This is a genomic window from Pseudomonas moorei, assembly GCF_042846945.1.
Classification (GTDB): Bacteria; Pseudomonadota; Gammaproteobacteria; order Pseudomonadales; family Pseudomonadaceae; genus Aquipseudomonas; species Aquipseudomonas moorei.
The window spans coordinates 6244530-6257076 of sequence record NZ_AP035776.1; the positions used below are offsets into that span (position 1 = coordinate 6244530).

Annotated in this window: 14 protein-coding genes; 7 read left to right on the plus strand and 7 right to left on the minus strand. The window is 59.8% G+C overall.

The genetic code is table 11. The features are described from left to right. Positions 1-30: 30 nt before the first annotated feature. Positions 31-624: a DTW domain-containing protein gene (locus ACGJAX_RS29100; protein ID WP_390956989.1), complete on the minus strand. Its 594-nt coding sequence runs from the start codon at positions 622-624 to the stop codon at positions 31-33. A gap of 12 nt (positions 625-636) precedes the next feature. Continuing rightward, positions 637-1533 carry a LysR family transcriptional regulator gene (locus ACGJAX_RS29105; RefSeq protein ID WP_090324399.1) on the minus strand — a complete coding sequence of 299 codons (897 nt, stop codon included), beginning with the start codon at positions 1531-1533 and terminating at the stop codon, positions 637-639. A 370-nt stretch (positions 1534-1903) separates the two neighbouring features. Between ACGJAX_RS29105 and speB the strand changes: the two genes are divergently transcribed. From speB to ACGJAX_RS29135, 6 genes are all read left to right on the plus strand, one after another. Then, the gene (gene speB / locus ACGJAX_RS29110) at positions 1904-2854 is read left to right on the plus strand and encodes an agmatinase (protein WP_090324401.1); all 951 of its coding nucleotides are present in this window, start codon (positions 1904-1906) and stop codon (positions 2852-2854) included. Positions 2855-2863: 9 nt separating this feature from the next. Beyond that, complete coding sequence (locus tag ACGJAX_RS29115) at positions 2864-3286, plus strand: nuclear transport factor 2 family protein (RefSeq protein ID WP_390956990.1); 423 nt, start codon at positions 2864-2866, stop codon at positions 3284-3286. 55 nt (positions 3287-3341) lie between these two features. Next, a complete protein-coding gene (locus tag ACGJAX_RS29120; protein WP_248916459.1) occupies positions 3342-4853 on the plus strand; it encodes a cytosine permease in 1512 nt (503 codons plus the stop codon). Positions 4854-5044: 191 nt separating this feature from the next. Next, complete coding sequence (locus ACGJAX_RS29125) at positions 5045-6424, plus strand: sodium:solute symporter (RefSeq protein WP_090324406.1); 1380 nt, start codon at positions 5045-5047, stop codon at positions 6422-6424. 85 nt (positions 6425-6509) lie between these two features. After that, positions 6510-7235, plus strand: a complete 726-nt coding sequence (locus tag ACGJAX_RS29130) for an MBL fold metallo-hydrolase (RefSeq protein ID WP_390956991.1) — start codon at positions 6510-6512, stop codon at positions 7233-7235. Between the two features lie 69 nt (positions 7236-7304). Beyond that, a complete protein-coding gene (locus ACGJAX_RS29135) occupies positions 7305-7556 on the plus strand; it encodes a phosphopantetheine-binding protein (RefSeq protein WP_090324410.1) in 252 nt (83 codons plus the stop codon). A 142-nt stretch (positions 7557-7698) separates the two neighbouring features. Here the strand turns inward: ACGJAX_RS29135 and ACGJAX_RS29140 are convergent, their stop codons facing one another. Continuing rightward, on the minus strand, positions 7699-7827 hold the full coding sequence (locus tag ACGJAX_RS29140; RefSeq protein WP_003184145.1) for a PA1414 family protein: 129 nt from the start codon (positions 7825-7827) through the stop codon (positions 7699-7701). A gap of 139 nt (positions 7828-7966) precedes the next feature. Continuing rightward, positions 7967-8860, minus strand: a complete 894-nt coding sequence (gene ptrR / locus ACGJAX_RS29145) for a putrescine utilization regulator PtrR (RefSeq protein ID WP_090324411.1) — start codon at positions 8858-8860, stop codon at positions 7967-7969. Positions 8861-8963: 103 nt separating this feature from the next. Between ptrR and ACGJAX_RS29150 the strand changes: the two genes are divergently transcribed. Continuing rightward, positions 8964-10145 (plus strand): YbfB/YjiJ family MFS transporter, encoded by a 1182-nt coding sequence (locus ACGJAX_RS29150; RefSeq protein ID WP_390956992.1) that lies wholly within the window; start codon positions 8964-8966, stop codon positions 10143-10145. Here ACGJAX_RS29150 and ACGJAX_RS29155 read toward each other — a convergent pair. From ACGJAX_RS29155 to ACGJAX_RS29165, 3 genes are all read right to left on the minus strand, one after another. Continuing rightward, positions 10090-11022, minus strand: coding sequence for a DMT family transporter (locus tag ACGJAX_RS29155; RefSeq protein ID WP_390956993.1), 933 nt, complete (start codon positions 11020-11022; stop codon positions 10090-10092). The genes ACGJAX_RS29150 and ACGJAX_RS29155 overlap by 56 nt on opposite strands. Before the next feature lie 177 nt (positions 11023-11199). Continuing rightward, positions 11200-11616: a DUF2177 family protein gene (locus ACGJAX_RS29160; protein ID WP_390956994.1), complete on the minus strand. Its 417-nt coding sequence runs from the start codon at positions 11614-11616 to the stop codon at positions 11200-11202. A 62-nt stretch (positions 11617-11678) separates the two neighbouring features. Beyond that, positions 11679-12515: a S1 RNA-binding domain-containing protein gene (locus ACGJAX_RS29165; protein WP_090324417.1), complete on the minus strand. Its 837-nt coding sequence runs from the start codon at positions 12513-12515 to the stop codon at positions 11679-11681. Positions 12516-12547: the final 32 nt, after the last annotated feature.

A 12547-nucleotide genomic window follows, 5' to 3' on the forward strand; every position in this document is an offset into this window, starting at 1 on the left:
CGAGGGGGCAAGCCCCCTCGCCACAAATGATCATCCGCCGTGATTCTTCTGGTAAGTCTCCTCCCCCATCGCCGCAATCTGCCCCTCGATTAACGCTTCGAACGGCCTGAGCAATTGCCCGAACGAAGTCGGTGCCTCTAGGGTTTCCAGCGCCTGGACAATCGCCTCAATCGTCGACAACGCTCCAGGCCCCGGGGCCTTGCGCAGCCGATAGCGGGACACTCCCCCCTCGGCCAGGGTCACCCTCGGCAACGCCGCCAGCAGCGGGTTGAGGTGCAATAGCTTGCGTGCCTTGCGCCAGGTGCCATCCGGAACCACAAGCAATATCGGCTCATCGGAGCCGGCACAGGCATGCAACGGCAGTGCGTCTTCAGCAGGAAACAGCAACCGCGCCTTATACCCCGGTTGATTCAACAGCGCCGGCAGATCCTCGAAGACCTCACCGACGATCAGTTCGGCATTGCTCAAACCCAACGCGGCCAGGCGCGCGGTGTTCAGCGCATGGTTCACTTCACTCGGGTGCTGCAGCAACAACACACGGGTGCGGCTGTCGAGACGGGGGATCAGCGGGCACAGGCAATGGCTTTGCGGACGCAGGCAGCGGGAACATTGAATTCTGGGCATCGCGACGGTTCCTTAAGCGGCCTGGTTGAGCTGCGCTTTGAGCAAATCGCGGAAGGTCTGGATCAGCGGCTCGCGGCTGCGTCCACGGCGCACGATCATCGAGAACGGCGCCTGATAGCCGAAGGTCGCTGGCAGCAGCACCCGCAAGTCGCCCTTGTCCGCCCAGGCCTGGGCGTAGTGCTCGGGCAAGTAACCGATGTAGGCGCCGGACAGCACCAGGATCAACTGCGCTTCCATACTCTCCACGGTGGCGGCGCTGTGCTTGAAGCCGTGCCGCGCCAGCTCGGCCTGGCTCCAGTAACCGCGACCGACCATGCGTTGTTGGGTGATGACCTGCTCGGGGATACGCCGCTCATTGAACAACGGGTGCCGGGTACTGCAATACAACCAGTGCTGTTCACGGTAAAGCGGCATGTACACCAGACCGCTCATGCGCGTGGAGAACGCACCAATGGCCAGGTCGAGACGGTTGTCCTGCACGCCGAGTTGCAGTTCGTAGGGGCTCATGACCGACAAATGCAGATGCACCGCCGGGTGTTCCTGGCTGTAGGCGCCAATCGCCTCGGCGAATGGCAGGGCCTTGTCGCTGACGGTGGAGTCGATCACCCCCAGGTTCAGCGTCCCGCGCAACTCGCCCTTGAGCGCGGCAGCATACTGTTCGAAGCCTTCCAGCTCGCCCAGTAATCGCAAGGTTTCCTGGTGGAACAGCTCACCCTTGCTGGTGAGGCTGAAACCGCCACGGCCGCGATGGCACAACACCAGGCCCAGCGCCGCTTCGAGCTGACTCATGTAGGTGCTGATGGCCGACGTCGAGAGATTGAGCTCTTGCTGGGCGTTGGCGAAGCCTTGATGGCGCACTACGCTGACGAAAATGCGCAATAGTTTCAGGTCGGGTAAAGCGTTGGCCATGAAGGGCTCCATTTGCAAGGCAGTGCATGTTGCTTTTGTGGCGAGGGAGCTGGCTCCCGTTCGGTCGATCCGCGTCCGGGCGCAGCAGTCCTGAAATCTGACGGTGCAGTGCATCTGGCTCATGAGGGTGAATGTTTTGGGGCCGCTTCGCAGCCCAGCGGGAGCAAGCTCCCTCGCCACAGAATGCTGCGCACGGCATAAAGTCTATCTCGGCCTTTGCCGTTAGTTTAGAAAAATCTGAACTAAGTATTTGCCCGTAGCGATTCTTCCCCGCCACTACATTTCGCAGAATCAATTCCCAGCGGTGCCCGTGCCTACTGTGGGACGGTGTATCCGACATAAATAAAACAACGACGATGAGGCCCTACCCGTGGAAAAGATTCTTCACCAACCACTGGGCGGCAACGAAATGCCGCGCTTCGGCGGCATCGCCACCATGATGCGACTCCCCCATTTGGAAACTGCTGCCGGCCTGGATGCTGCCTTCGTTGGCGTCCCGCTGGACATCGGCACTTCGCTGCGCCCTGGTACCCGTTTCGGGCCTCGCGAAATTCGTGCCGAATCGGTCATGATTCGCCCGTACAACATGGCGACCGGCGCTGCACCGTTCGACTCGCTGTCGGTGGCCGACATCGGCGACATCGCAATCAACACGTTCAACCTGCTGGATGCCGTACGGATCATCGAAGAGTCCTACGACAATATCCTTGAACACGGTGTAATCCCGCTGACCCTGGGCGGCGATCACACGATCACCTTGCCGATCCTGCGTGCCATCCACAAAAAGCACGGCAAGGTCGGCCTGGTGCACATCGACGCTCACGCCGATGTGAACGATCACATGTTCGGCGAGAAAATCGCCCACGGCACCACCTTCCGTCGCGCCGTTGAAGAGGGCCTTCTGGACCCGGATCGCGTTGTGCAAATCGGCCTGCGCGCCCAGGGCTACACCGCTGATGACTTCAACTGGAGCCGTAACCAGGGTTTCCGCGTGGTCCAGGCCGAAGAGTGCTGGCACAAATCCCTGGAACCGCTGATGGCCGAAGTTCGCGAAAAAGTCGGCAACGGTCCGGTTTACCTGAGCTTTGACATCGACGGTATCGACCCGGCCTGGGCGCCAGGTACCGGCACTCCGGAAATCGGCGGTCTGACCACCATTCAGGCAATCGAGATCGTTCGTGGCTGCCAAGGCCTCGACCTGGTCGGTTGCGATCTGGTAGAAGTCTCGCCCGCTTATGACACCACCGGCAACACCTCGCTGCTGGCCGCCAACCTGCTGTACGAAATGCTCTGTGTACTGCCAGGCGTGGTCCACCGCTAAGGATTGACCGTGAACCAACGTGATCAGGTTTTGAAAGCCGCCGCCGATCTGGTGTCGGCATTTGCCCGTAACGATCGCGAAGCCTACTTCGGCGCGTTCAGCGCCGATGCCAGCTTTGTCTTCTACACCCTCGAACAGCCCCTGCTGTCGCGCGATGCCTATCAGGCATTGTGGGACAGCTGGCGTGCCGAGGACGGCTTCGAGGTGATTTCGTGCACCTCGAGCAACGCCTTCGTCAGCCTGCAAGGTGACGTGGCGATTTTCATTCATGACGTAGCCACCGAACTGCGCATGCAAGGGGAACAGCACTTTAGCCAGGAGCGCGAGACGATTGTTTTCAAGAAACAAGCGTCTGGCCAAGAACAACAAGGCCTATGGCTAGCCTGTCACGAACATTTGTCCGCGATGCCGGAAGGGCTGCCAACCCCTTAGCCAATATGGGTGACACTCACACACGATGAGTGCGCCTTAATGATCGGAGCAGATCATGAATAAAAACAACAACGACCAAAGCCTTACACAAATTGAAACCTACGGGGTCGAACAGATCCCGGACAACGAACGCACCGCAGGCCCGACGGACTTGTTCCGGATGATCTTCGGTGGTTCCAACACCTTCGCCACTGCCGTACTCGGCAGTTTCCCGGTCCTGTTCGGCCTGTCTTTTCAGGCTGGGGTCTGGGCGATTGTGCTGGGCGTGCTGCTGGGTTCGCTGATCCTTGCGCCAATGGGCCTGTTCGGCCCGATCAATGGCACCAACAACGCCGTGTCTTCCGGTGCGCACTTCGGCGTGCACGGGCGGATCGTTGGTTCGTTCCTGTCATTGCTGACCGCCATCGCCTTCTTCTCGCTCTCGGTGTGGAGTTCGGGTGATGCGCTGATCGGTGGCGCCAAGCGCCTGATCGGCCTGCCGGAAACCGACCTGACCCTGGGTCTGGCCTACGGTCTGTTTGCGGTTCTGGTGCTGACCGTTTGCATCTATGGTTTCCGCTTCCTGCTGTGGGTCAACAAGATCGCGGTGTGGAGTGCCAGCCTGCTGTTCCTGCTGGGCGTCTTCGCCTTCGCCGGTCCTTTCGATGTGAACTACGCCGGCACCGTCAACATGGGTCAGCCAGGTTTCTGGGCGGCTTTCATCGGTGCGGCACTGGTAGCCATGAGCAACCCGATTTCCTTCGGCGCGTTCCTCGGCGACTGGTCGCGCTACATCCCGCGTGAAACCTCCAAGCGCCGGATCATGGCGGCGGTGGTGATCTCGCAGATCGCGACCTTCATTCCGTTCCTGTTCGGTCTCGCCACCGCCACCATCGTAGCGATCAAGGCACCGGACTACATCGCGGCCAACAATTACGTCGGCGGTCTGCTGGCGGTCTCGCCGAGCTGGTTCTTCCTGCCGGTGTGCCTGATCGCGGTGATTGGCGGCATGTCCACCGGCACCACGTCGCTCTACGGCACCGGCCTGGACATGTCCAGCGTATTCCCACGGGTACTGTCGCGGGTCAAGGCCACGCTGCTGATCGGTGTGATGTCGATTGCCTTCATCTTCATCGGGCGCTTTGCGGCGAACCTGGTGCAGAGCGTGTCGACCTTCGCCGTGCTGATCATCACCTGCACCACCCCATGGATGGTGATCATGATCATCGGCCTGCTGGTGCGTCGCGGCTTCTACTGCCCGGATGACCTGCAAGTGTTCACCCGCGGCGAGAAAGGTGGTCGTTACTGGTTCAGCCACGGCTGGAACTGGCGTGGTTTGGGTGCATGGATTCCAAGCGCGGCCGTTGGCCTGTGCTTTGTGAACCTGCCGGGGCAGTTTGTCGGTCCGCTGGGCAACCTGGCTGATGGTATCGACATCAGCTTGCCAGTCACCCTGGGCCTGGCCTCACTGGTGTACCTGGCATTGCTGAGCCTGTTCCCGGAATCGGCTGCGGTGTTCGGGCCGAATGATCCACGTAGCAAAAGAGCGGGCTCGCTCGCAAAACCGGCGATGCGACAAGTCGCCTGACTCAACGCATTACCTGTGGTCAACACATGACCTGTGGGAGCGTGGCTTGCCCGCGAAGAACGATGACACGGTCTGCCTGACAGACCGCGGCGCCCTCATCGCAGGCAAGCCACGCCTCCCACAGGAACAGGTGGCTCCACAGGGATTGATTTCAGTTCCACCATAAAAAAGACAATCGGAGACACGCCATCATGGCATTGGATTTATTCGTCGTTCTCATCTATGCCGCCGCGATGCTGCTTCTCGGCTATTACGGCATGCGCAAGGCTAAGACCAACGAAGACTTTTTGGTCGCAGGTCGCAACCTCGGCCCGAGCCTGTACATGGGCACCATGGCCGCTACCGTTCTCGGTGGCGCCTCCACCGTGGGCACCGTGCGTCTGGGTTACGTACATGGCATTTCCGGCTTCTGGCTGTGCGCCGCACTGGGTTGCGGGATCGTCGCGCTGAACCTGTTCCTCGCCAAACCGCTGCTGAAACTGAAGATCTACACCGTTACCCAGGTGCTGGAGAAGCGCTACAACCCGATGGCCCGCTCCGCGAGCGCGGCGATCATGCTGGCGTACGCACTGATGATCGGCGTGACCTCGATCCTGGCCATCGGCACCGTATTGCAAGTGTTGTTCGGCCTGCCGTTCTGGGTGTCGGTACTGCTGGGCGGTGGCGTGGTGGTGATCTACTCGGCCATTGGCGGCATGTGGTCCCTGACCCTGACCGACATCGTCCAGTTCGTGATCAAGACCGTCGGCCTGATGTTCATCCTGCTGCCAATCTGCCTGTATCGCGTGGGCGGCTGGGATGAGTTGGTGTTGAAACTGCCGGCGGCAAGCTTCAGCTTCACCACCATCGGCTGGGACACCATCATCACCTACTTCATGATCTACTTCTTCGGCATCCTGATCGGTCAGGACATCTGGCAACGGGTGTTCACCGTCAAGACCGCGAAAGTCGCTCAGGTCGCAGGTACGGCTGCCGGCATCTACTGCATCATCTACGGTCTGGCCTGTGCCTTGATCGGTATGGCTGCACACGTACTGATCCCTGATCTGGACAACGTCAACAACGCCTTTGCCGCCATCGTCAAACTGTCCCTGCCGGACGGGATCCGTGGCCTGGTGATTGCTGCAGCGCTGGCTGCCATGATGTCCACCGCCAGCGCCGGCCTGCTCGCCGCTGCCACCACCCTGACCGAAGACCTGCTGCCGAAACTGCGCGGCGGTAAACAGTCGAGCCTGGGCATGAACCGTCTGGTGACCCTGCTGACCGGTGTGGTGGTATTGGGTATCGCCCTGGTCGTGAATGACGTGATCAGCGCCCTGACCCTGGCGTACAACCTGTTGGTAGGCGGCATGCTGATTCCGTTGATCGGTGCGATTTTCTGGAAACGCGCGACCACCGCCGGCGCCATCGCCAGCATGGGCCTGGGCTTCGCCACTGCCCTGCTGTTCATGGTCAAGGATGGTCTGGACGCCAACACCCCGATCTACTACAGCCTCGGCGTAGGCCTGGTGAGCTTCGTGATTGTCAGCCTGATGTCCCGTCGCCAAGTGACAGTGGCAAGCGCCGCCTAAGCTGAATATAACGACTTGATGCTTTCTTCGGCGGGTGTGGCGTCGGTTGCCACACCCGTTTTTTTTCGTCTGGAGAAAACCTTTGATGAAAATTGTTTCTCGCGATCAGTGGTTCGAAGTCAAACAGCTCAGTGACGGCATCCACCTGATTCACGAGCCGTTCATCCGACCCTTCTACCGTTGCAACCTCTGGCACATCCAGGGCCGGGACAAGGACCTGCTGCTCGACAGCGGCTCAGGGCTGGTCAGCTTGCGCGAGCAGTTGCCGTGGATCACCGAGCGGCCGTTGGTGGCAGTGGCCAGTCATTGCCATTTCGATCACATCGCCGGTCATCACGAATTCCCCGAGCGCCTGGTGCATCCCGCCGAAGCGGACATCCTCGCCGCACCGGACGGCGAAAACGACTTGAGCAGGGCTTTCGTCGGTGACGATATGTTCGAGGCGCATCCGGACTGCCCGCTTTGCTACGCCGAGTACAGCGTCAAGGCCGCACCGGCCACGGGTTTTGTCGAAGACGGAGATGTGCTGGATCTGGGCAATCGGGTATTGCAGGTCGTGCACACGCCAGGGCACTCGCCGGGCGGCATCTGCCTGTACGAAGCGGCGACCGAGACCCTGTTCAGCGGCGACATCATCTACGACGGACCATTGATCGAAGATGCCTACCATTCCAACCTCGATGACTACGCGCGCAGCCTGCAACGCTTGCGCAGCCTGCCGATACGCACGGTGCATGGCGGCCATTTCGGCAGTTTCTCCGGGAAGCATTTGCGCCACATGATTGACGAGTGGCAGCGCTGTCACGGCTGAAGCCTGCTGTACTCCTCTTCAGGACATTCAACGCAGGGACAACAACGATAACGCCCTCGAAGAACCATCATGAAAAAAGCTGCCGTTCGTGCCGCAGTGCATCACTTCATCAGCCGTCTGCTGGAGAGTCAGGATGACTTCGACGACAACGCCAGCCTGGCGCAGTTGGGATTGGATAAAACGGATATCGAAGAGTTGATCTTCCATCTGGAAGACGAGTTCGGCTTGACGGCGTTTACCGCCGAGGAGGACCGACTGCTCAAGACTGCCCGGACAGTGAAAGACTTGAGTCGGTTTTTGCTGGAGATTGGCAGACATTAGCGATCATGATCGCCGTTTGAACCCATCCGTACGCGCCCCTGCAGGAGCAAAGTTGCTCGCGAAAAACTTACAGGCGACGCTTAGTTCAAAACAACCAGCGTTATCGTTAACGTTCATCGCGAGCGAGCCCGCTCCTACAGGATTACCGGCGACGCGGCTGGCGACGGCGTTGTTCGTCGTCCGTGCGAATTGGCACAGGTTGCAGAGGCGGTTCGATCAAACCGAGTGCGACACCCAGGTCATGCAGCCAGTTCTGAATTTTCTCTTTCATGATGCCCCCTTCAGGGTAGTGCCGAGCGGCCGGAATTCTGTAGCCCCTTCGCACTGATAATAGTCTGAAGTGCTGTGCAATGCTCAACCAAATTGGCAATGATCTGTTACTGAATCGATCACAATTGACCAATATCAACTTATGCCATCGCACGCGACTGAACTTGCGCCGACGGATACACCGCCTCTTGCTGTTCGATCCACGCATTCAGGTTGGCCCCAACCATGCCTTTGCGCCACATCAGCCAAGTGGTTGCCGTGGCAAACGGCTCGGCCAGCGGGTGTACCGCCACGCTTTCACGGCCTGGCAGGCTGGCGAGCATCGACTCCGACATCAGTGCCACCCCGGAACCGGCAATCACGCACGCCAGCATCCCCGGATAGGACTCGATTTCCATGGCCCGGCCCATCGCCGCATGATCATGGGAAAACCAGGCCTCCAGGCGCATCCGGTAAGAGCAGCCCTGACGAAAGGTGAACACCGAACGCCCTTCCACATCTCGCGCACTGAGCACTGGTGGGTGGTCCGCCTCGCTGATCAGCACCAGTCGCTCCTCGCACAACAGCACACCGTCGAGCCCCGCCAGCTCCGGCGGACCATCCACCAGCGCCGCATCGAGCCGACCGGTCAGCAAGCCTTCCAGCAATTCGCCGCTGGGCCCGGACTGCACCTGAAGGTTCACCGCCGGGTAGGTTCGGTGATAGCGCGCCAATAGCGCCGGAAGGTGAATGGCGGCGGTGCTGTACATGGTGCCGAGCACGAAGTCACCGGCCGGTTGCCCGCCCTGTACGGCAGCGTGAGCCTCATCATGCAAGGCAAACAACTTGGTGGTGTAGTCCAGCAGGACTTTTCCCGCAGGCGATAACTGCAAACGCTGACGCTCGCGCAGGAAGAGTTCGACCCCCAGTTGCTCTTCCAGCTGTTTAAGCCGGGTCGACAGGTTGGACGGTACCCGGTGCAGGCGTTCGGCGGCACGAGTGATGGACTCTTCCTCCGCCACCGCCTGGAAAATCCGCAATTGACTGAATTCCACGCCATTCTCCAAACAAGAACAAGTTACTCACTATTATTCATTTTTAAAGAAAGTCAATCGATCCTAGCCTGACGGTCATTGATCCTCAGCTGGAACTCATGCCATGTCTCCCTTGATTCGCTTGCTTGCCTGTTTTGTCGCTCTAATGATGGCCATGGGCATTGGCCGTTTTGCCTTGACGCCGCAACTGCCGCATTTACTCAGCGAAGGCCAGATCGACCTGACCGCCGCCGGATTGATTGCCGCCGCCAATTACCTGGGCTACTTCGTCGGCGCCGTGGACGCGATGCTGTCCCGTCGTGCCGATCAAGTCCGCCGTCGCCTGTTGGGCGGTTTGTGGCTCTGTGTGTTGCTGACCCTGGCGTCGTTCTGGGCCAACGGGTTCTGGTCGCATCTGTTGCTGCGTTTCGGCACCGGCGTGGCCAGTGCCTGGGTATTGGTGATGATTACCGCGCTGAGCCAGCCATTGGCGGCTGCCGCCGGGCGCCCGCGGCTCGGCGCCGTGGTATTTGCCGGACCGGGTCTGGGGATTTTCCTGACCGGGGTGCTGGCGCTGATCGCGAACCTCCTGGGCCAGACTTCCGCCACGTTGTGGCTGGTGTATGCCGCCGTTGCCCTGTTGATGTTGTTGGGGGTTTTGCGCTTCCTGCCGCAGCCGGGCGCGGCCGTGCCCGCCTCTGAAAGCGTTGTCAGCACGGGTAATCGAGGCATCGGTCGTTTAGGCGTGGTCTATGGACTGTACGGCCTGGGCTACATCATCCCGGCCACTTTCCTGTCGCAAATGGCCAGCGCGCAGTTCCACGGGCAGTGGCAGGCCGATCTGTTCTGGCCTTGCTTCGGCCTGGCAGCGACGATTGGCGTGGTGTTGGTGAGTCTGCGCCGACAAGCGGCCAATACCACGCGTCACTGGCTGACCCTGACCTTATGGATGCAAGCCGCCGGGGTCTTCGCTTGCCTGCTGGGCAACGGTCCGGGACTCGCGCTGGGGGTGATCTTGTGTGGCACCCCGTTCCTGGCCTGCATGCAACTGGTGATGCAGCGTTCCCGGGAACTGGCGCCCCACGCCAGCCAACGCAATGCCGGGCTGCTGACCGCGTGCTTTGCCGTAGGCCAGCTCAGCGGGCCTTTACTGGCGGCACTGAGCAGCCATTTCAGCGGTGGTCTGCAACCTGCGCTGGTGATCGCCGGCAGTGGCTTGCTGCTGGCCGGCGGGTTGCTCCTGAGCCCGGTCAGTGCTGGCCAAGCGCTTTGCGCAAACGGCGACGCACCCACTGCTCAGCGCTGACAAAGGTGATGCCCAGCAGCACCAGAACCGCGCCGATCACGAAGTTGAGGCTCAGTTTTTCGCCCAGCAACACCACACCGAACGTGACACCGAACAACGGCGTCATGAACGAGAAGACTGCCAGGTTCGCCGCCAGATACCGGCGCAACAGCCAGAACCAGGTCAGATAGCTGAAGAACGACACCACCACGCCTTGAAACAGCACACTGGCCACTGCCACGGTGGTCAGGCTGACGTGGGTGATCTGGCCGCTGAGCAGCGCGATCAACAGAAGGCCGACAAAGCCGACGATCAACTGATAGAACAGGGTCAGGGTCACGGGGGCTTCCGACAGCCGCGAAGCACGCACCACCACCGTGGTGGCGCCCCAGGCGGCACCCGCCAATACACCCAGCGCATCCCCCATCAGCATGCGGTGATCGAGGTTGGCCCAGGACACGCCACCGGCAAACGCTATGGCGATGCCGACGAAGGCGAGGAAGATCCCCAGCCATTGCACAGGTCTTAACCGCTCGCTCGGCAATAACCAATGCACACCCAGCGCGGTAAAAATCGGCGCGGTGTAGAGGAACACCGACATATGGGCCGCCGTGGTCAGTTGCAGGCCTTCGGAAATGAAGAAAAACTCCAGGCCAAACAGTGCGCCGGCCAACACGCCACCGCGCCAGGTAGTGCCGACTTGATCCCAACCGCCCTTCCAGCAGATCAACAACCCAACGAGCAACGCGGACATGCCCGAACGCCCCGCTGCCTGCATGACTGGCGCGATGTCAGGTGCTGCCCACTTGATCATCACCTGCTGAACGCCCCAGATCAGGCACAAGCCCAGCATCACTTGCAGGGCAAATCCATCGGCGCTACGCCGAGTGACGCTCACAGCAAGACCTCGAAAACGACATAGAACATGGCAGTGACTCGACAGTAAAAGCAAAGCCCCGACCCGCTTGCTGAACAAGCGGTGTCGGGGCGAAAAATTATGCTGTCGATTATTAACCAGATGGCCAGAAACTGCCGCCTGACAGAGACCTTGAAATTGCCCTTTGCGTCATCGCGCCTACACCGGTCTGTCGCGAATGGACCCGGACAATCTGCTCGCCACCAGGAAACCGGTAGCGCAGGCGATACAGGTCGCCGCCGCCCCCCACGCCATGTCAATCAACGCCAACCGCGCCGACCACCCTTGCAGAGTCGCCCAGTTAGACAAGTCATAGGTGCCGTAGGCCACCGCGCCCAATAATGCCCCCAGACGCGCGGCGTGTGGCCAGCTCCGCGCCGGCATCACCACAAACACCACACAACCGGCGACATAAAGCAGATAAAACAGCGCTGCCGGGGCCCACAGTGGTTGTTCGAGCATTAACGAACCGAGCAGCTCCCGGTAAGTCGAAGCCATGAGGACGCCAAGCCAGAGTCCATCGAGTACGAGAAACGCCGCCAGGGTGGTGACATAGGCTATGAGTGTTTTTTTCATCATCCTGCCCTTACAGGAGCCGCCGCCGGTTCGGGCCGCTCCTGTATGGGGCTGGCAAGCGCTTAGCTTAGTTCAATGCGATCGGCGTGAATGACAATCTGGCCATTCTTGTACAAGGCACCAATGGCTTTCTTGAAGTTGCCTTTGCTGACACCGAACATGCTGCTGATCAGCGTTGGATCGCTCTTGTCGCTGACCGCCAGGGTGCCATTGTTCTCGCGCAACTTGGCGAGGATCTTCGAGTTCAGACTGGTGGCCGCTTCCTGGCCGACCGGTTGCAGGCTCAGGCTGATCTTGCCGTCGGCGCGGACTTCCTTGATAAAGCCCTTCTCCTCTTTACCGGCGCGCATGAACTTGAAGATTTCGTTCTTGTGGATCAGGCCCCAGTGCTTGTTGTTGATGATCGCCTTGAACCCCATGTCGGTGGCTTCGGCAACCAGCAAGTCCACTTCCTGGCCTGCGGTGTAGTTGGCCGGCGTTTTGTCCAGGTAACGGTCCAGACGCGCGGTCGCGGTGATGCGGCGGGTGTGCTTGTCGAGGTAGACATGCACCACGACGTATTCGCCCGCGGTCATCTGCCGCTTCTCTTCGGAATACGGCAGCAACAGATCCTTCGGCAGTCCCCAATCCAGGAACACGCCAATACTGTTGACTTCAACAACTTTCAAACTTGCAAATTCACCGACCTGAACTTTCGGCTTCTCTGTAGTTGCGATGAGTTTGTCATCGCTGTCCAGATAAACAAAAACATTGAGCCAGTCTTCATCTTCGCTGGGAATATCTTTTGGAATATAACGATTAGGCAGAAGGATTTCGCCATCCGCACCACCGTCCAGATATAAACCGAAGTTAGTGTGTTTAACCACTTGCAAACTGTTGTAACGCCCGACTAAAGCCATGTTCAATACCCTCATTGCGTGGGCGCATTCTA

Excerpts from the sequence above, each read along its gene's own strand:
- ACGJAX_RS29100 (WP_390956989.1), bottom strand. The coding sequence starts at position 624 with ATGCCCAGAATTCAATGTTCCCGCTGCCTGCGTCCGCAAAGCCATTGC.
- ACGJAX_RS29105 (WP_090324399.1), bottom strand. The coding sequence starts at position 1,533 with ATGGCCAACGCTTTACCCGACCTGAAACTATTGCGCATTTTCGTCAGC.
- ACGJAX_RS29120 (WP_248916459.1), top strand. The coding sequence starts at position 3,342 with ATGAATAAAAACAACAACGACCAAAGCCTTACACAAATTGAAACCTAC.
- ACGJAX_RS29125 (WP_090324406.1), top strand. The coding sequence starts at position 5,045 with ATGGCATTGGATTTATTCGTCGTTCTCATCTATGCCGCCGCGATGCTG.
- ACGJAX_RS29130 (WP_390956991.1), top strand. The coding sequence starts at position 6,510 with ATGAAAATTGTTTCTCGCGATCAGTGGTTCGAAGTCAAACAGCTCAGT.
- ACGJAX_RS29135 (WP_090324410.1), top strand. The coding sequence starts at position 7,305 with ATGAAAAAAGCTGCCGTTCGTGCCGCAGTGCATCACTTCATCAGCCGT.
- ACGJAX_RS29140 (WP_003184145.1), bottom strand. The coding sequence starts at position 7,827 with ATGAAAGAGAAAATTCAGAACTGGCTGCATGACCTGGGTGTCGCACTC.
- ACGJAX_RS29150 (WP_390956992.1), top strand. The coding sequence starts at position 8,964 with ATGTCTCCCTTGATTCGCTTGCTTGCCTGTTTTGTCGCTCTAATGATG.
- ACGJAX_RS29160 (WP_390956994.1), bottom strand. The coding sequence starts at position 11,616 with ATGAAAAAAACACTCATAGCCTATGTCACCACCCTGGCGGCGTTTCTC.
- ACGJAX_RS29165 (WP_090324417.1), bottom strand. The coding sequence starts at position 12,515 with ATGGCTTTAGTCGGGCGTTACAACAGTTTGCAAGTGGTTAAACACACT.